General features: G+C 56.7%; 18 protein-coding genes. All 18 read right to left on the minus strand.

The annotated features are described in order from the left end of the window. Positions 1-59: 59 nt before the first annotated feature. The 18 genes from secF to NSJP_RS00635 all read right to left on the minus strand — a co-directional run bounded on the left by secF (position 60) and on the right by NSJP_RS00635 (position 19,369). Positions 60-977 carry a protein translocase subunit SecF gene (secF, locus tag NSJP_RS00560; RefSeq protein ID WP_155969721.1) on the minus strand — a complete coding sequence of 306 codons (918 nt, stop codon included), beginning with the start codon at positions 975-977 and terminating at the stop codon, positions 60-62. 15 nt (positions 978-992) lie between these two features. Further along, entirely contained in the window at positions 993-2,636 is a 1,644-nt protein-coding gene (gene secD / locus NSJP_RS00565) for a protein translocase subunit SecD (RefSeq protein WP_080885007.1), read from the minus strand. A 29-nt stretch (positions 2,637-2,665) separates the two neighbouring features. Then, positions 2,666-2,998 carry a preprotein translocase subunit YajC gene (yajC, locus tag NSJP_RS00570; RefSeq protein ID WP_080885008.1) on the minus strand — a complete coding sequence of 111 codons (333 nt, stop codon included), beginning with the start codon at positions 2,996-2,998 and terminating at the stop codon, positions 2,666-2,668. A gap of 41 nt (positions 2,999-3,039) precedes the next feature. Further along, complete coding sequence (tgt, locus tag NSJP_RS00575; RefSeq protein ID WP_080885009.1) at positions 3,040-4,185, minus strand: tRNA guanosine(34) transglycosylase Tgt; 1,146 nt, start codon at positions 4,183-4,185, stop codon at positions 3,040-3,042. 20 nt (positions 4,186-4,205) lie between these two features. Beyond that, positions 4,206-5,957 carry an arginine--tRNA ligase gene (gene argS, locus NSJP_RS00580; protein ID WP_080885010.1) on the minus strand — a complete coding sequence of 584 codons (1,752 nt, stop codon included), beginning with the start codon at positions 5,955-5,957 and terminating at the stop codon, positions 4,206-4,208. Between the two features lie 62 nt (positions 5,958-6,019). Further along, positions 6,020-7,051: a glycosyltransferase family 9 protein gene (locus tag NSJP_RS00585; RefSeq protein WP_080885011.1), complete on the minus strand. Its 1,032-nt coding sequence runs from the start codon at positions 7,049-7,051 to the stop codon at positions 6,020-6,022. Between the two features lie 17 nt (positions 7,052-7,068). Continuing rightward, complete coding sequence (gene mobA / locus NSJP_RS00590; protein ID WP_080885012.1) at positions 7,069-7,677, minus strand: molybdenum cofactor guanylyltransferase; 609 nt, start codon at positions 7,675-7,677, stop codon at positions 7,069-7,071. 84 nt (positions 7,678-7,761) lie between these two features. After that, positions 7,762-9,537 (minus strand): c-type cytochrome, encoded by a 1,776-nt coding sequence (locus tag NSJP_RS00595; RefSeq protein WP_231989448.1) that lies wholly within the window; start codon positions 9,535-9,537, stop codon positions 7,762-7,764. Positions 9,538-9,587: 50 nt separating this feature from the next. Continuing rightward, positions 9,588-10,625 carry a c-type cytochrome gene (locus NSJP_RS00600; RefSeq protein WP_080885014.1) on the minus strand — a complete coding sequence of 346 codons (1,038 nt, stop codon included), beginning with the start codon at positions 10,623-10,625 and terminating at the stop codon, positions 9,588-9,590. 41 nt (positions 10,626-10,666) lie between these two features. After that, the gene (locus NSJP_RS00605; protein WP_155969723.1) at positions 10,667-11,977 is read right to left on the minus strand and encodes a c-type cytochrome; all 1,311 of its coding nucleotides are present in this window, start codon (positions 11,975-11,977) and stop codon (positions 10,667-10,669) included. A gap of 79 nt (positions 11,978-12,056) precedes the next feature. Next, entirely contained in the window at positions 12,057-13,973 is a 1,917-nt protein-coding gene (locus NSJP_RS00610; RefSeq protein WP_080885016.1) for a cytochrome ubiquinol oxidase subunit I, read from the minus strand. A 76-nt stretch (positions 13,974-14,049) separates the two neighbouring features. Then, complete coding sequence (locus tag NSJP_RS19815) at positions 14,050-14,172, minus strand: hypothetical protein (RefSeq protein ID WP_269457703.1); 123 nt, start codon at positions 14,170-14,172, stop codon at positions 14,050-14,052. Positions 14,173-14,234: 62 nt separating this feature from the next. After that, positions 14,235-14,357 carry a hypothetical protein gene (locus tag NSJP_RS19820; protein WP_269457704.1) on the minus strand — a complete coding sequence of 41 codons (123 nt, stop codon included), beginning with the start codon at positions 14,355-14,357 and terminating at the stop codon, positions 14,235-14,237. Between the two features lie 221 nt (positions 14,358-14,578). After that, entirely contained in the window at positions 14,579-15,481 is a 903-nt protein-coding gene (locus NSJP_RS00615) for a formylglycine-generating enzyme family protein (RefSeq protein WP_080885017.1), read from the minus strand. Positions 15,482-15,489: 8 nt separating this feature from the next. Further along, positions 15,490-16,407: a formylglycine-generating enzyme family protein gene (locus NSJP_RS00620; protein ID WP_080885018.1), complete on the minus strand. Its 918-nt coding sequence runs from the start codon at positions 16,405-16,407 to the stop codon at positions 15,490-15,492. Between the two features lie 33 nt (positions 16,408-16,440). Continuing rightward, positions 16,441-16,794 carry a hypothetical protein gene (locus tag NSJP_RS00625; RefSeq protein ID WP_080885019.1) on the minus strand — a complete coding sequence of 118 codons (354 nt, stop codon included), beginning with the start codon at positions 16,792-16,794 and terminating at the stop codon, positions 16,441-16,443. Between the two features lie 36 nt (positions 16,795-16,830). Then, complete coding sequence (locus NSJP_RS00630; RefSeq protein ID WP_172834060.1) at positions 16,831-17,463, minus strand: DUF3047 domain-containing protein; 633 nt, start codon at positions 17,461-17,463, stop codon at positions 16,831-16,833. Positions 17,464-17,497: 34 nt separating this feature from the next. Continuing rightward, positions 17,498-19,369: a cytochrome ubiquinol oxidase subunit I gene (locus tag NSJP_RS00635; protein WP_080885021.1), complete on the minus strand. Its 1,872-nt coding sequence runs from the start codon at positions 19,367-19,369 to the stop codon at positions 17,498-17,500. Between the last annotated feature and the right edge of the window lie 3 nt (positions 19,370-19,372).

Consider the following 19,372-nt stretch of genomic DNA (forward strand, 5'->3'; position numbering starts at 1 on the left):
CCTATGCGAGGGACCGCCCGACCAGGCCCGCAGGGCGGCCCGTTCACTATCGCTCAAACCTAGGCACGCTTGAGCAAACGTCCGGTCGTTCCGGGCCACAGGAGCAACAGGGGGCTGGCGACAAAGATCGACGAATAGGTTCCGAAGACCACCCCCCACAGAAGGGCCAGGGAAAAATCGTGCAGCACCTCCCCGCCGCCGACGGCGAGGGGAATAAGGACCAGGACCACGGTCAAACTGGTCACAATCGTGCGGCTCAATACCTGATTGATGGCGGTGTTGATCATCATTTCCTCACTGTCCCGCCGTCGCACTCGAAGATTCTCTCGAATACGGTCGAATACCACGACCGTGTCCGTCAGCGAATAGCCCGCCAAGGTCAAGAGGGCCGTCACGACCAGCAGGGTGATCTCTTTGTCAAGAATGTAAAACGCGCCGAGAACGGCCAGCACATCGTGGAATGTCGCCAGGGCCGCCGCTACTCCGAACCGCAGTTCAAAGCGGGCGGCAATGTAGAGGATGATGCCGACAAACGATACGAGGACCGCGATCAGCGCATCCTCCTGCAGTTTCTTGCCGATGGTGGGCCCGATTTCCGTGCTGGAGTCCACAATAAAGGTGTTGCCGGGAAACTCCTTGGAAAAGATCGCGACGACCCGTTCCGCCGTTTTGTGTTCCAACGTCGTGGACGCCTTCACCCGAATCAGCAACTTGTTGTCCTGGCCGAATTCCTGAAGTTCGGCATCCCCCAACCCGTTTGTCTCCAAGGCCTTCCGAGCTTCGTCGATCTTGATCGGCTGATTGAATTTCAACTGCACGGCCGTACCGCCGGCAAAGTCGATACCCAGGTTGGCCGCACCACGGCCGATCTGGATGATCGCCAGAATTCCCAGCACGACCATGATGCCGGAGAACGCAAACGAGATGTTCCGCTTGCCCATGAAATCAAAGTTCGTCTTTCCCAGAATTTCCAGCATGCAGGCTCCTTCGACCTAGATACTCAACTGATCGACTTTGCGGCGTTGATTGATGATGTCAAAAATGACCTTGGTCCCGACTAGGGCCGTAAAGAGATTGATCGCGATGCCGAGACAGAGCGTGACGGCAAAACCCTTGATCGGACCGGTGCCGAACAGGAACAGCGCGACACCGGTGATCAGAGTCGTGACGTGGGAATCGATGATGGTGAGCAGTGCCTTGTCATACCCTCCATCGATGGCAAGCCGGACCGCTTTCCCCGATCGGAGCTCCTCTCGGATGCGCTCGAAGATCAACACGTTTGAATCGACGCCCATGCCGATCGTGAGGACGATGCCGGCAATGCCCGGCAAGGTCAACGTCGCCGTCAACGCGGACAACGCCCCCATCAAACAGATCAAGTTCAGGATCAGCGCAACGTCGGCGATGAGACCCGACAGCCGGTAGTAGACGATCATGAAAATCATGACGATCGCTCCGGCCACTAACGTCGCCTTGATGCCTTTCTCGATCGAATCCCGGCCGAGCGACGGACCGACCGTCAGGTCTTGGACGATCTTCAACGGTGCCGGCAACGCACCGGCTCGCAGTACGATGGCAAGATCATTGGCCTCTTGCGTCGAAAACGTCCCGGTAATTTGCGCACGCCCGCCGGAAATCCGCTCCTGAATCACGGGCGCGGAATAAATGGTGTTGTCGAGCACCACCGCCATCCGTTTTTTGACGTTCTCGCCGGTGATACGCTCGAACTCACGTCCGCCTTTGGCATCGAACGTGATGGAGACGTACGGATCATTGAACTGTCCGATCGATACCCGTGCATCGCTCAACACGTCACCCGTCAGCATGACGCGTTTCTTGACCAAATAAGGAATGCGATACTCCCGCCCCGTATCTTTGTCGATCGCCCGCTCAAAAAGGATCTGATCGCCCTCCGGCAGTTTGCCCTCGAACTGCGAAAGCACTTCGGCCTCTTTATCTTTCGGCACCCTGGCAGGAAGGTCCAATCTGATTTGGCTGTCCTCGTCCAGCATCTTGAATTCGAGCAGGGCGGTTTCCTTAATCAAATCTTTGGCCCGCTTCGGCTCCTTGACTCCCGGCAATTGCACCACGATCTGCTTTGGGCCTTGCCGTTGCACCACCGGTTCCGCCACGCCGAACTGATCGATGCGATTGCGGATGGTCTCGAGAGCCTGATTGACCGCGGAATCCTTGATGCGCTTTATTTCCGACTCCCGAAGCTCCCATGCCAGCGTATTGGCGGACCCCGCCGAGTCCTTCTCCGCAAAGGTCGGGAAGTCGTCGATCAATTTTTGGATCTGGGCCTTCAGGTCGGCGTTCTGAAACTGAACGGTGATGTCCGTCGGACTCGTGCGCTTGACCGACTCAGCCGGAATCTTCTTTTCCACCAGGAGATCCTGCAGCGACGTCAGCGACCGGTCTACCGCGATTTCGACCGCCCGGTCCTCGTCGACTTCCATCACCATGTGGATGCCGCCCTGGAGATCCAACCCGAGGGTGATGCCCTTGTTCGGCAACAGGGTTTTCAACCACCCAGGTAGGCCCTGATACACATCCGGAACCGACGGCACGAACGCAATCACCGAAGCGATCACGACCAGCGCCAACAACGTCAACCGCCCGCTCACTTTCTTCATCGTGCCTCTTGTCCCCTTGTTCCCGGAGTCTACGACTCTTTCTCGTCGTCATCCGCACGCAGCCGCGCGATGTGCTCCCGCTGGATCTTAATCTTGGTGTTGTCGGCGATTTGCAGCGTCACCGTGTCTTTGCCGAGATTCGCCACGACTCCCCAGACGCCGGACGACGTGATCACCTTGTCGCCTTTCTTCAGAGCGTCCATCATGGCTCGTTGCTGCTTCTGTTTTCTCTGCTGCGGCAATACCAGCAGAAAATAAAAGATGACGAAGACCAGCACGAAGGGGACGAGCGACAGAATGGTGCTTGCACCACTCCCCCCTCCGGCAGTTCCCTGGGCCCATGCGACTGATGCCATCCACATATGTGAGCGTGTCCTCTCTGCGTCGACTTTGCCTCGATCCTCTACTGACCGCTGGTCTCCGCCGTGCCGACGAACTCCGACGGAGCCTCCGCGCGCATCCGGTAAAACGCGTCTCGAAAATTCGCGAACGTCCCGTCGGCGATCGCCCCGCGAAGCCGACGCATGAAATCGGAAAAGTACCAAAGGTTGTGCGTGGTATTCAGCCGCGATGCCAGCATTTCTTTGACGTTGTATAGATGATGCAAGTACGCGCGGGAATATCGTCGGCACACCGGACAGGCGCAGTTCGGGTCGATCGGCCGCTCATCCCGTGTATACCTGGCTTGCTTGATCGAGACTCGCCCCGACTCGGTGAACAGCCATCCGGTCCGTCCATGCCGGGACGGGATGACGCAATCGAACAAGTCGACGCCGCGCGCCACGCCTTCGATGAGATTTTCCGGCATGCCGACCCCCATCAAGTAGCGGGGCTTTACGGAAGGAAGCTCGGGGGCGCAGATCTCCAACATTCGATACATCTCTTCTTTGGTCTCGCCGACCGACAGACCCCCGATGGCGTAGCCGTCGAATCCGAGTGCCACGATGTCGCGCGCGGATTTCCGTCGAAGCTCGGGATCCAACCCTCCTTGGACGATTCCGAAAAGCGCCTGGTCCGTCCTCCGTCGACTCTCCTGACACCGGCCAGCCCACAGCGTCGTCCGCCGCACCGCATCCGCCACCCTGTCCCGGTCGGCAGGCAATGCCACGCATTGATCGAAGGCCATGATGATGTCCGCGCCGAGGTCTTCTTGAATTCCAATCGCGGACTCTGGGGTGATGACGTGGGTCGATCCGTCCAGATGCGAGCGAAAGGTTACACCCTCGTCGGTGATCCGGCACAGACCGGCCAGGCTGAAGATCTGAAATCCGCCGCTGTCGGTTAGAATGGATCCCGACCAGCCAGCGAACCGATGCAGCCCACCCAGCTCCGAAATGACCTTATGTCCGGGCCGCAGGTAGAGATGGTACGCGTTGTTCAGAAACAGTCGAAAACCCAACTGGTGTAATTCTTCAGGATCGATCCCCTTGACCGGTCCCAACGTGCCGACCGGCATGAACGCCGGGGTCTCGATTTGACCATGTGCGGTCGTCAGCACGCCCAACCTGGCGTGCCTCTCCCCAGCGGTTTGCTTGACGGTAAATTCCATGCTGCTTGCCTGGTTCTCTCTTACATGTGGTCCGGAGCGGAGATGCCAAGCAGCGACAGGCCGTTCCTGAGCACTTGCTGGACTCCCGCCATCAGGGCCAAGCGCGCGGCCGTCCGGTCGGAATCGACGATCTCCCGTTGCCGGTCCCCATCCGGCACCACGATCCCCAACTCTCCTTCTCCACCGTCCCTATCGGCCGCCGGAGGCAGAACACGGTGCTTGTTATAGAACCCGTGAAGCAACGCCGCCAGTTGTTGCAGATAGTAGGTGAGCCGATGAGGCTCATACGATAGCGCGCTGGCGTGAACGACGGAAGGAAACGCCGAGAGTTTTCGAATCAATGCCAGCTCATCCGGATCCATCAGCATGCTCAAGTCCGTCCGGCTCGCCCGAGGACGGTCGATTCCGCGCGACTTGGAGACCCGCCATAGGCTCGAAATCCTGGCATGGGCATACTGCACATAGTACACGGGGTTTTCGGCAGATCGCTGTTTGGCCAGTTCCAGGTCGAAATCGAGATGGGTCTTGGAATCCCGCATAAGAAAATAGAATTTCGCGGCGTCGGCACCCACCTCGTCAATCACGTCCCGAAGGGTGACGAATTCCCCGGCGCGCTTGGACATCTTCACTTCCTCACCGCCGCGCAGCAACTTGACGAGTTGTACGAGAACGACTTGCAATCGTTCTTTCGGATGCCCGTAGGCTTGCATCACGGCCTGCATGCGAGGGATATACCCGTGGTGGTCCGCCCCCCAGACATCGATCAACAAATCATATCCTCGCCGCAGTTTGTCCCAATGATACGCGATGTCGGATGCAAGATAGGTATACTCTCCGTCCTGTTTCTTAACGACGCGGTCCTTCTCGTCGCCGAACTGTGACGATCGAAACCACGAAGCACCGTCCTGCTCGAATACCAACTGTCGAGACTTCAGGTCATCCAGCACTCGTTCGACGGCATGGGAGGACAGAAGAGACGCCTCGCTGAACCATGACTGGAATTCGATCCCGAACGAGTGGAGATCCTGGCGGATCACGTTCAGCAAATCCTCGAGGGCGAAGCGTCGGCACTGCTCTTCCAGGTCATCAGTATCCGGGTTTTTACCGGATCCCCGTTGTTCCCGTAACCGCTCCGCCACGGCGGTGATATAGGTTCCATGGTATCCGTCGGTCGGAAACGCGACGTGACGGCCGTCCAATTCTTGATAGCGGGCACATACCGATTGGCCCAGGAGCTTGGTTTGACGGCCCGCATCGTTGATGTAATATTCGCTGACGATTTCATACCCGACGGCATCGAGCAGATTCGCGACGGCTTGACCAACCGCGGCTCCGCGGCCATGTCCCACGTGCAAGGGACCGGTTGGATTTGCACTCACATACTCGACGAGGACCCGACGCCCGCTGCCGGAATTACTGCGGCCATAGCGGTCACCCTGGGCTTCAATTTCCCGCAATACTTCCTGCCAAACCGCGGGCTTCACCGTCAGATTGAGAAATCCGGGCTGGGCGATTTGGACACGATCGAACAGCCGATCGTCCTGGACCAACTCCTCAACGATGATCCGGGCGATATCTTGCGGACTTCTTTGCTCGGAGGAAGCCAGCGACAGAGCTACGGTGGAAGCCAGGTCTCCCCACTCCGGGCGCTTGGGAGCGTCCAGGCTTAGAACCGGCCATGATTCCGTTTTCAGCAGCCCTTTTCTTTTCGCCCCGTTCAAGGCATCCAGCAATGCGCTGGTAACTTTGTGCAGCACCACACCCTGAGACACCGAATCACTCCTAAGTCCTTAGCATTGAAAGAGAAAATTAGCCTGTCACTCTATCACACGGCCTAATGGGAGACAAGGCGCTTTGTGTGGATTTTCGAGGAGTTGTGACGAACCAACCGCTGCCGACACATATCCAATAGCGTGTGCGGAGGAATGTTAAGACAAGGCCGTTCCACACAGTGACCGACGGCCTCCCAGTTCGGGCATCGACAGGCGTCCGCCTTCATCACGGTCACATGTCCCCCTCGTGGAGCCCATCGTTCCGCCACGGTAGGACCGAACAGCGTGATAGTCTCTGTGCCAACCGACGCGGACAGGTGACTGGCTCCCGAATCGTGTCCCACGAACAGATCGGCCGATGCCAGCACACCGGCCAGCAATCCCAAATTCAGGTCCCTCAAAATGCCGATTCGTTCTTCCCTCACCAAGCGGGACACTTCCACGACCGTCGCATGGTCGGCCGGTCCCTCCAGCAAGGCGAGCCCAAGTCCGTCCCGCCTGAGGCCGTGGATCACCTCGGCAAATATCTCCGCCTTGGCACATTTCGATCGGCTTCCGCTACCAGGGTGAAGAAGGACGATCCTGCGATCAGGATCGAGATTTGCCTCGCGGAGGCGTGTGCGCCCGAGTTCACGCAGTCCCCGGGGCAACTGCAGCACCACAGGCTGCACAGAGTCGCGCGCCACTTCGTCCAGTGCCTCCCAAAATCGATCGCTCTGATGGACGGAAGATAGTCGGGGCGAAAATGGCGAGCAAACGGCGACTGTACCCTGCACGTATCTCCTGAGCACCTCTTCAAGAATTTCCCCTTCATCTCTGACCCAAGCCACCGCCAGTTCGCATCTGGCCAGCCAATTCGACATCACGCTTCCCGCTTCGACGTATCCGCCGAATAGTTGGCCGACGCCGAATCCTTGTGCCGGCATCCATCCGTCGACGAGGCCGCAATCCCGCAGCAATTCGCCGATCCGACGGTCGGCACAGAGCACAAATTCATGGCGGGGAAATTTTCTGCGGAGGTTGACGATCGCCGGTACGGCGAGCAGCACATCGCCCAATGCGCCGGGATGAATGATGACGACGGTTCGTATCACAATCGAGGAAGATGATTCTACGATCGGTCGCTCGCGAAGATCGACCGAGCCAATTCAAGATCCGCCGGCGTATTGATGTTTAAGAATGCTCGCCCGGCCGGATCGATGGTCTTCAAGTCTTCCGCGGTGACGGTATGTAATTTCAACGCGGGATGTTCGGTCACCCGATGGATCCGCAGGTCCTTTGCCGCCATCATGGACTCCATGACCGGCAGGCATCGCCGGCCGTACAGGGCATGCATGGGGTGCCATCCATTGTGTAACCGCGCCATCACGATGTCGGCCTCGGTCTTGAGATGCACGAAGTAGCGCACCGTCTCTTGACTCAAGAATGGCATGTCACAGGCCAGGACAAAGACCCGGTTCGTTCTGGCAACGCTCAATCCCGTGTACAAACCTCCAAGGCTCCCGCAATCCGCTACGAGATCACGAACGACGGGGACAGTGGACGAAAGATCGGGACTGTCCTGCGCGATTACGATGACGACGTCCTGAAAGACGCACCGGAGGATATCGAGGCTTCGCTCCAGAAGGCTGCGCGCTCCGATTTCGACAAATCGCTTGTCCTCACCCATTCTGCGGCTTTTTCCGCCAGCGAGCAGGATACCGGTGACCTCTGTGATCATAGACGTTTCACTGTGTCCGGCGGAAAAACAAAGAGGGGGTGGGTTTCCCCACCCCCTCTACGCATTGACCTCTCTCAGCGGCGATTAGATGGTCTTGCCCTTCTTCTTATTCGACCGCCGCGTCATGACCCATCCTTCCAGCAGCACGATACCGAACGCAATGACTGCCGGATAGATGTAGGTCTCCCTGGGGATCGGGGGATTCAGGAACGTATAATAGAAAGCCGACACGGCCATCTTCCGTCCTGCATCGCCGTTGTGTCCGTCCCAGGCAAAGAACACCGTAGGCACATACTGGCCGACCTCAAAGAACGTGTCCTCATCGTAGTCCTGATCCTTCTTGTTCCCAAGGGGGCGTTGGATCATGACGTACCACCGGCCGTTTTTCCACTCGGCCTTGAGGACTTTGAGGTTCTCCTCATAGGTGTCGCGTTCTTCAAAATCCTTGTCCCATCCCGTTCCCTTGAAGGCTCGGATGGATCCATCCGCTTCCCACTTCACGATGTCGACCGGGAACTGCTCGTTGGTTCCGAACAGGTAGCGCGGCTTGATCGGAGCCGGCAACTCCTTCCACTTGACCGGATGCTCGATCCCGATCGCGTCGTTGTACACGGTGTAGTTGTTCTGATGGGCCGCGATGGACCCTTCCTCACCGGTCTTGGGATCCTGCTCCTTCACATCAACATTTACCTGCGTAGGCGCCCAAGGCAGCTTGCCTTCGGCCACGCTCTTGGTCCGGTCGTCCCACTCCAATAGATACACGAGCGACTTTTCGTTATACAGAGCCCGAACCCAGATGTCGTCGATACGATTGACGAAGTTTCTCGGCTTGTGGGTGATCTGTCCGCCCATCGCGACGTATCGGCGGGAGGCCTTTTGCCACGCCTCATTTTCGATATCGGCCGGAATTTCCCCTTCGACCAGATTCGCCGGCACCACGAAATTGATCTTCGGCTTGTCGGTCAAGGGATCGATGGGAAGTGGATTTCCTTCGAGGTCCCGCTCGCACAACGAATTCACGAAGTTCGCAATATCCCACCGCTCGTCGACCGAGGTGTTATCCGCGAACGACGGCATCGGCGTTCCATTGACGCCAGTGGAGAAGGTTCGGAAAATGTTCTTCACATTGTACGGATCCTGGCGGCTTCCACGGAAATTCCAGCACTTATGCCAGTTGGCCGGCTGAATCGAGAATCCCCAGTCATCCTTCAGGTTGAAGGCATTTCCATCTCCTCGCCCTTCAGTACCATGACACTCAATACATTTCTTTTCGACGATGAGTTCTGAACCACGCTTCTTGCTTTCGTCATTTGCGGCTTTCGGCTTGATGTCGCCGAGCTGGAGCACCGTCTGTGTTTCCGACTGCTTGTCGGTGAACTTCCGGTCCTTCACCAATTGAGTCGTGACGAACGACAATACCTGAAGCCGTTGTTCCTCAGTCAAAATACCTTCCCAAGACGGCATGGCCGAGCCCGGCAAACCGTGCGTGACGGTCTCAAACAGGTCGTTCTGTCCAGCGACCGGCTTCTTCGCATCGAACAAGGGAAGCTCGCCGCTCGCCGTGTGACGGATCTTGAAAGTACCCTGATTGAAATTCCGAGGACGAGGCCACAGGCGGTCTGCACCGGGACCATCGCCCGCTCCATCGACGCCGTGGCACCAAACACACTTCGTAAAGTAGACCCGCTTCCCCGCCTCGATCATCTCGGCGGAGGGCTCCGCGGCGAGATCGCCTTTTTTGAATCCCTCTGGCAATCCTTCCGCACCGACGACCGGTATGCCGATCTGTCCGGAGGCCAGGATGATGCCGAAGGCGGCAGCGGCGGCCACTCCTACCTTCTGACTTGCGCTCTTTCTCATGTTTATCCTCTTCATCGTATGTCCAGGTTATCGAAAAAGCCTTCGGCGCATTAATCCCACGTACGCGGGTAGTAGCCGGTATGCCAATATTCGAAGAGAATGACCTTCCAGATTTCGTCGACGGTCAGGTGCTGCTCCCAAGGCGGCATGACGGACGCCCAGGGGAATCCTTCGTTCGGCAATCCAATTCCGCCCTTGGACACGCGCCAGAAAATGAAGGTCTCCTGGAGCTGCGCGATGGTGCCCGGATCGGTGAAGTTTGCAGGAATAGGATTGAAGGCAAAGGCATGGAGGCCGCGGCCGTTCAGATTATCACCGTGACAGAAGTGACAATTCTGAAAGAAAATTTCGCCGCCCTCACGCACGTACTTCAAGTACCCTGCCGCATTCTGATCCCAGGGATTGGCGTTCGGCTTCATGAGCCGGCCCATGCCCTGCTCCACAATGTTGGCATTGGTATATTCCTGATCATATTTCCCTTCGGGATTGACCCGGAAAGGATTCTGGGAGGTCTGCAGTACGTAGGTCTTGCCGTGCACCTTGGTGCTGGCGGGAGGAGCCGGATGCACGGTCCGAAGCTCGATCGGCTCTTCGGACTTTGGCACCATAGCGTTGTACGAAAATCCACCGATCAGAATCGGCAACAGAATCAGATAGGCATAGCGCAACATCTTATTCATGCCCGTCTGCGCGTCCATCACGTTCATGATCGGCTGCTTGAACTTTCTCCAGTCCTCTTCGTTTGCCGACATCCACATAAACACGGCCACGAGAGACACGGTCCCGTACATCGCTCGCACGCTGAACGGAATGGGCGGATACACGCGGAACTTCAGATACAGCAAAATGAACGCCCAGAATGTGATTCCCTGCCAGAACCGTGGGATGCCCATGCCCATCGCGTTGAGCATGTAGCTGAGCCCCGTAAAGCCGGCGACGAAGATCGCCAACTCCGTGAGCATCTGCATGGGCATATAGCCTTCTACCAAGCGCACGGTGTTCGACGGGACGATATCGAAGATCATCCCGACCAGCAGGAGGAGTCCAACGACTCCAACCAGCGCACCGACGGACATCAATGCTTTCATGGGTTAACTCCCTCTAGTCTTCGAACGATAGACTGTACAGATTAGGAAATCTTCGGTGGCGGCGCTCCGGCCTTCACCTGCGACAAATAGTCAACAATCTTTTTCAAAGCTCCCGCGCTCAGTTTTTGCCCGAAGACCTTGGGCATCGTGTTGTCCGGGAACGGCTTCACCACATAAGTGCTGGGTTCAACGATCGATTCCATGATGTACTCGGGAGTGCTCTTGGCCATTCCCTTGTACTCCTTGTCCTTGATCCGGAGAGGGGCATTGGTACCCTCCTCGAGCTTCGGACCAATCGTGCCCGTGGCGCCAGGGATACCGGGAATTGTATGGCACGCGACACATTGCGCCTTGGCAAAAATCTGATCGACCGGTTCGGAACCGTCCGCCATCAACGCACTGGCTGCCTTTGGCGCGTCCTCTTGCATCTTGGGACGATCGGCTTCCGGAATGAATTTCTCATAGGACTTGGTGATGTCTTCAAAAGAAGGCGCGTCGCGTCCTTCGCGGACGTACAACCACGTATCCACCGCCGCCAGCTCAGGCAGGGAGAGCGATATTGGTGGCTTGTGAATCTTGGGCATCGGGCTCTCTTTATCGTTAGTCCCCTTCACACCATAGCCCGCAACCACATAGCAGCTGGGACATGCATGGGATTCGGCAATGTACTCCTGCCCGTTGTCTGCCGTTCCAGATCCAGGAAAAGCCTCCTTATCTGCATACTCACGCTTGGCAGGATTGCCCTTGGAATACTTAGGATCTTCGAGCCGCTCTTTGCCCGCACGCTCAGGAAGACCGAGAAGGTTAGGCGCACGTTCCCCCAACATACCGGCATGGAATGCGTGACAGAGGGGGCATTGTCCTTTACCGATCGCACCCTGGACTTTATTCTGCCCAATTCCCCCGAAGATGATCTTTTCACCTTCATCGGCCAACTGCTGGGGCGTCATGGAACTGAAGTCCAGCTTCTCTTCCTTGGGAGGAAATCCTCCTTCTACCTGAGGCAACCAGTTTCCATAGCCGGAGAGGAAGGCCGCGACGAAAAACATGAATCCGCCAATCTTCAGCAAGGCGGCCAGGTTGGTGAAATACAAGGCCATCACAAACGTCGTGGCGGTAATCATCACTAGGGAGACGGGCAGAAGCCGGTTCTCACCATAGAAGTTGTTCTTGTAATTGGCGACGGCGACGAGGATCAGGAATGCTGCGAGGATTCCTATAAAGGTCTTGAATACCGCCCGCTTCTTTGCCGCTGGATCGTGGATGGAAACCTGGAAGTAAATGAGCAGCCCGACGAGGGTGGCCAGGATCATCCACCCCATCGAAAGAGCTTCGTTAATCAGATTACCCACAGTTGTAACCTCCTGCGGCTACACCGGGGACGGTGCATGCTGCACCCTCCCCGTGAGCCTCTACTGATAAGTAAGATGGTTAATGGCTGCCTGCCGGCTGCGGCGCGCTTCCCGGAACTCCAGCCTTGGCTTCCACAGGTACTTTCTTCGCCGCCAAGCTGCCGAGCCAAAAGACGAAGAGAATACTGATCCAGAAAAACAGCACGTTGAACGAAATCATATTGGCGGCGAATCCCACCGTATGCGTATAGGCCCACGGAGAGTTGTCGCGCATGATCTCATTGACGTGCCAGAAAAGGCGGACGGAAGAGCGGATGTAGCCCATCAGTCCCATCATCCAGGTAAACGCGGTTGCCAACATGATCAACGCGTACTGGGATCGCGCGGAGATCTTGCCCCACTCGATCGGCCCCATCTGCTTGGCGCCCTTCATCATCACGCTGTTCAGCGCGAACATGAAGAACAAGCATGACAATGTCGTGGCCACCTGAGGCACCGATAGGCCGACGCGCACGTTGGCCGGAATGTAATATCCATAGACCGCCAACCAAACAATGTTGATGTAGGCGCAGGCGAAGAATACGCCCATGAAAATGTTGCCGAACTTGGCCCAAGACACCGTCGAGACCTTGTTGCCTCGCATGTACCATACGAAGCTCAAGACGGTCGTGGTGATGATCACATTGATGCCGCCGTTCTTCGCGGACATGACACCATAGTTACCCAAGACCGGATGCTGCTGACCGCCCATCGCCTTCAGTTCGGCTGGCGTCATGACCATCGTGTGCGGCGTAATGAACACCAAGAATCCGCACGCGAGCAGGAACACGAGATACTTGATGTAGCGCTGATATTTTTCCGCTCCTCGCATCCGACCCATCGCCTGCCACAGGTAATAGTTGGTGCTGAGGAACAGAATGCCGATCATGGTCGCCTGAATGATGAACAACCACGCCAGCAGGCCGCCCATGAGCGTGATGCCCATTTGCTGACGGTAGGCATACACTTCGCGCATGAGCCAGTAGCCGGCAAACGGCAACGGGATCAGGAACGCGACGCCGAGCGCCATCGCGATATAGCCCATCCAATCATAATGGGCACGGTCTTCTTCGGTCTTGGCCGCCAGGAACTTATAGGCCGCATAGGCCGCGACGACACCGCCACCGAAGGCCATATTGCCGAGAATGCGGTGCACGTTGAGAGGATTCCACAATGCGGTATGAATCACGTGCCAGATGTTGCCGAGGAAGCGACCCTGCTCATCGACTCCGGCCGGGGACATCATGAACCCGATCCAGGAATTGGCCAAGAACATCAGCAGCGTGCCGATGATGTTCAGGATGACGGACATGCTCAAGTGGATCCACTTGAGAAATCCCTCCTTCATCTTGTCCCAGCCGTAGTAGTAAATGTAGAGCGTTCCGCTCTCGGCCACGAACATCAACGCATAGATATGCATGACGGGACGGAAGATGCTGGAGAGGTATCCGAAAAATGCCGGATAGAGAGTCAAGAACGTGAAGATCAAAATGCCGCCTAAAATTGCCGTCAACGAATAGGCCGTCAGACTGATCTTGATGAAGTCATAAGCGAGCTGGTCGTACCGCTTGGCGAGCGCCTTGTCCTTCGTCACCACGCCCATGAACTCGATGACCATGCAGAAGATCGGAACAGCCAAGACGAAGCTGCCGTAATACAAATGCTGCTGGTTCGCAAACCAGAGCAACACGCGGCTCTCGAAGTTGTAGCGGGGATAGTCCTTCGGGCCGTCGGTCGTCTTGGGTGCCGGAGCGCCGGCCACAATGCCTTCGGTCTTGTAATAGACATCGCGCCCCTTCTCGACCTTGTCTCCCTCCTTCTTTGCCCCATCAGCCGCGGGAGCCTCTTCGCCGGATGCCAGCGTCGGCAGCGACATGACGATGGGAAACAGGAGGAGGCCAACCATCGCGCACAGCGCCATGATTGAAAACACTTTCTTTCGGGTTGCAAGACCCATGGGATACCTCCTTGATGCAATACGACAAAGACTCATGACAAAATTCCAAACTTTCGCGGAGTCGTAACTCACAGACCTACTTGCGGAACAGGTACCAGTAGTCCAACCCCTGCATGTCCATCAAAAAATGATCGACCAAGGTGAAATAGGCAACACAGATGATCAACGAAATCACACCGTAGACGATTGCCTGACCCATATTGTCTCCTCCTCAACTCGAAACGCATTCCGGGAAATTATTCACGCCGAATGGCCCTGCCGTCAGCAGGGGCACTGGATGCCGGCGAACCAGTAAAAGAACCACAAACCAATCGCACAGGTGATGTAGAAAATCATCTTGCCGATCTTCACCTTGAGTTCGCTATCCGCTGTTGCCGTGGCCATTGGTTCTCCTTCTCTAGACTGGAATGGTAAGTGAGCGCATAAATTCAGGCATTTCTTGACACGGACATATGCGTGTGTTATTCAAATTTTGTCGTTGGGCGCGAAATAATAGGGAAAATCATGACGAAGAACTCAAAAGTGTTCGACATTATAGTTTTGGCTGGTATGGTTGTCAATATAATTTTGGCCGTCTTTTTGATCCTCTACTACTTCGACTTCCTTTAATTCTTTCCGCCACTTCCATCACTTTTTCCGGTGCTTTTCGGGTCGGAAATTGCGCACCGAAATCCAATGGTTTCATCGCGAAAGTCCGGCACGATCTTGCTGCGACTCGTAATGCGTACATCGTGCCCCGTAGTCGTATAAGCCCCCCCTCGCATGACCCGATAGGTACCGTATTCTGGGCTCGGCGGGTCTTGTTCAGGGGAATCGCGGTAGTACGTCTCGGCGTACCAATCATCCACCCATTCCATCACGTTTCCGGCACCGTCCATGACCCCGTAAGGGCTCTTGTCCGCCGGGAAGGACCCCACTCGCGCTGAAACCTCATGGCCGTCATTCACTCTTCCCCAGTTGGCCCCATTTGGCTGCTCGAGATTTCCCCAGGGCCAGAGTCGTCCATCGCCGCCCCGCATGGCCTTCTCCCACTCCGCTTCGGTCGGTAACCGCTTGCCCTTCCAGCGGCAGTATTCGACCGCATCATCCCAGGACACGTAGACGACGGGTTGATTGATCCCCCGCATCTTGCCGACGCTTTTCGCGTATCGCGAGGGCGGTCCGGCCTTGCGATGACCGGTCGCCGTTACGAACTGCCGATACTGATAGTTTGTGACCTCATGGCGATCGATCTTGAACGCACTCAATGCAATCGTACGCTGAGGTTGCTCGTCAAATCCTCCATCCGTCGTACCCCTCAAGAACGGACCGGAAGGAATTGCGACCATGTCTTCGCCGACAGGCTCTTCCTTAGCATCCGCCTCCAACGGCTCCGCAACCGATTCAGTGCGAGAGGAGGAATCTTCCAACGGCGTCAGAGATGTTCCTCGGAGAATGCCCATAATAGGCAACGCCGCAAAGGCGATCACGGTGAGCAGGAAAGCGACCTTGAATTTGGTTTCGAGCATAACCGGGGCTATGACGCCGAGGAATTTCCTCCAGCGTCGGCGTCGCTGGCACAGCGGATACCAATCGTGATGTCGGTCCGCCAGTGTTTGGCGGCGAAGCGTTTTGACAATCTTGTATTATGTTCCGTCTCCCTCCACGATCCCCCACGAACAACCTTCAGATCTCCGTTTTCCGGCCCCTTGGGATCCCGATACGGAGACTTCTTATAGTAATTTTCATCGTAGGTATCGGCCACCCATTCCGCCACGTTACCAGTCATATCGTGCAGGCCGTACGGACTTCGGCCTGACTCAAATGAACCGGGCGGTGCCAAATAGCGGTACCCGTCTTCGCTTCCATCCACATTGGCCCGCCCCGTGACGAAGGCCTCGCCCCACGGATATTTTCGCTTGCCTTCCCCGCGCCCGGCCTTTTCCCATTCGGCCTCAGTCGGCAACCGCTTCCCGGCCCATTTGCAGTAGGCATTGGCGTCATCCCACGAGACGCTCATCGCGGCAAACTCGGGTTTCAGCAACTTGGACTGATCGTCTTCGAACACTTCGATCCTCGGCAGTGCGCGCCTTGTCATTTTGGCGAATCGGGCATATTCATCCTGCGTCACTTCATTGCGATCAAGATAAAACTCTTTAAGAAAAACCTGATGCTCAGGAGCTTCATCCGGATCTCCGTCTTTGCTTCCCATCATAAAAGGGCCTTCGGGAATATGAACCATCTCTCGCCCTTCGTCTCCTATTCTCGTCTTATACATGGAATAGTCCTGCGCGGGGCCGGCGCTCGCAGTTGGCTGACTTTCAGTCTTAATGGACTTCGCCATCTCCTTCATCTTGTAGGCTTTATTCGACTCCCAGAGCATCATGCCGATCATCAGAAAAAAAGAGGCAAACACGAAGATGATCGAGCCGATCAAGACGCCTCTGTTTTCCATAATATTTCGATTCCCTTCACTCGATGTTTACGTTCATGCGGCCGGATCGGCAGGTTCAGGCACGTGTTTTCTGGCCGCGCGAATGTCGAGGAGCATGGAGATCTGGACTCCCAGAAATCCTCCCATCGCCGCTCCGGCCCCGGCCCCAACCCAAATGCGATCGGTCCCGGCGACCAACCAGACCAATGCTCCTCCGAGAACGGTTCCAATCAGGATACTGACGAGAAATCTTCGACCGCCGAGAAACCCGATCACACCGCCGAGTAGAAGTCCCAACCCGATGGCCACGGGCATGAGGCTGGCCCCCATGATAAATCCGATCAGGGTCCCCACCGTGCCCATGACCGTCATACCGAATACGATATCGACAAGCTTCTGGATCGGCATCGGGTCGGTTTCCTTCGCAGGCGGCTCTGTGAATGCCTATTTCGCTGCGCTGGCCGTCATCGGTCCGAAATCGATTTCGACCCCCGGACCGGCGATGATCGAGATTCCCCACGCCTTGGCTGCAGGTTCATGCTGATGAATCCGCTTGAAGTCGTCGTACACGTTGACCTTTTCCTCGAACCATTGTCCGATCTCACCGGTCCCGCTTTGCACGACGATTTCCGATCCGCTGAACATTCCGCCTTCGGTCAACGTCCCTTCAGGCTTTGTCGCGCTCCACACGTACTTCGTAAAGACTGGGATGAACATGAGGTCCGTATCCAATGACGCGTAAATGGCCGCTAACGGCTCCGTCCCAGCCACTGCCTTATTCAAGCGCCACCGCCAGGTCAGTACCGGATAGGCTTTGGGATCCCAATCGATCTTCTTCTTCTTGATGCGCTGCCCCGCATCTTTTGCGGACAAATAGCTGGATCCATTTTCAGTTTGAATCTTGTAGGCGTCACGACCCTTGGAATGGCTGCGCTGGCTTTCATGATCCCAACTCGAAGGAAACCCGTCAGCATCCTTGGCCTGGAAATCCTCCAAGACCAATGCCTGCCCCTGCCCGACGGCAGAGCCCTGCGCGATCACCAGACCACCGAACAGCAATGCGAGCAGCACCCTCATGCGACGAATCCCTCCTGACATGCGTAAATCACGGTCAAACCTCTTGCGATGGAATGGGCGCCAGCGCCGGCGATTTCTCGCCCTCGAATTCCTCTCCAAAAGCCTCCTGCTGCCCTCGCTGGCACATCCAGAACAGCGCAAACACCGCCCCCCAAAAGACCACCATGTTGAGCGTGACCATCTTCGCCGCAAACTCGAGATCCGGTGTAAACGCCCACGGGGACACATCGGCCATCAAGTCGGTGACGTGCCACGACAAGCGTCCCGACGAACGGATATAGCCCATGAGACCCATCACCCATGTGAAGGCAGCCGCCAGTCCGAAGAGCCCGACCATGCCGCGGACGGGGATCTTGCCCCACTGGACCGGTCCATGGACGATCGCGTGTTTGAGCATGGCCCGGTTGATCAACACGGACGCAAGAATCACGGTCAAGGTCGTCACTGCCTGCGGTGCGGACAAACCGACGCGTACCTTGGCCGGTAAGTAGAACCCATACAGCGACAGCCAGATCACATTGAGAAATCCCACCGCGAACAGCATGCCAATCGCAAGATTTCCCGTCTTGACCCAGGAGACGGTCATCGTGCGATTGGCCCGTCGGTAGTATAAGAAACTGAGCGAGGTGAGAAGAATCAGGATGTTGATGGCACCGTTCTTGGCCGACATGACCCCGTAATTTCCCACGACGGGATGTTGAGCCCCTCCCATCGCTTTGACCTCACCGGCCGACATCAACACCGTATGGGGCGTCAACCACACGAATAGCGCGAGTGTCAGCGCGCCGAGGAGGATTTGATAATACGGCTGATACCTCTCCCCACCCTTGATCCGGGCCATGCTCTGCCAAATGTAGTAATTGACGCCAAGAAAGAGCGCGCCGATCAGAAGCGCCTGCACGACGAACAACCACGTCAGCAATCCCCCCATCATTGTCACGCCCATGCTTTGGCTGAAGGCATAGACGGACCGCATCAGCCAGTATCCGGCGATCGGCATGGGCAGCAAGGCGCACACCGTGACGAAGAGGAAAATGTAGCCGACCCAGTCGAAGTACGCCCGCTCTCCGTCCGACTTGCTGGTGAAGAACCGATAGCAGGCGTAGGCGAGCACGACGGCGCCTCCGGACATGATGTCCGCGAGGAGTCGATGGACGTTCAGCGGATTCCACAAGGCGGAATGCAGGAGGTGCCAACCATTGCCCAAAAACCGTCCCGTCGCATCCACACCGGCCGGCGCCATCATGAACGCGGACCACGCATTGGCCAGCAGCAGCAGCGCGGTCCCGAAGATATTGGTCAAAATGCCGATCGCCGCGTGGATCCATTTCAAACCCGGTTCCGCCATGCGATTCCAGCTGTAATAGTAGAGAATCAACAACAGCGACTCACCGACGAACACGATGGCGTAGGCGGGCATGAAATCTTTGAACGTTCCCCCCATGTACTTCATGAAACTCGGGTAGAACCAGATGAACATGCCCAGCATGAAACTTCCGACCACTGCCGTGACCGATAGGGCCAAGAGTGCGACCTTTGCCAAGTCCCTCGCCAGTCCGTCGTATCGAAGCGACAGGGAAGGATTTTTTGTGAGGAGTCCGATAAATTCCAGCAAGGCGCAAAACAAGGGCAGTGCAAGGACGAATCCCCCGAAATAGGTGTGTTGTTGCGTCACGAACCACACCAGCAATCGGCTGTCCATCGAACCGATTCGCGAATAGACCGTTTCATGAGGCGTCGGAGCCGGCGGCCCTTGCGGGGTACCTTCCGTCTTGAAATAGATATCGGCGCCGCCATCGGCCGTCGCGGAAGGGGTGATCCCCGCCCACCCGCCGGCGACGATCAGCAGACCGACAAAGAACACCGGCACAACTGCACGCGCAAATCCCGTCTGTGAGGCAGCCATCGC

The sequence above is a fragment of the Nitrospira japonica genome (assembly GCF_900169565.1).
GTDB lineage: Bacteria > Nitrospirota > Nitrospiria > Nitrospirales > Nitrospiraceae > Nitrospira_C > Nitrospira_C japonica_A.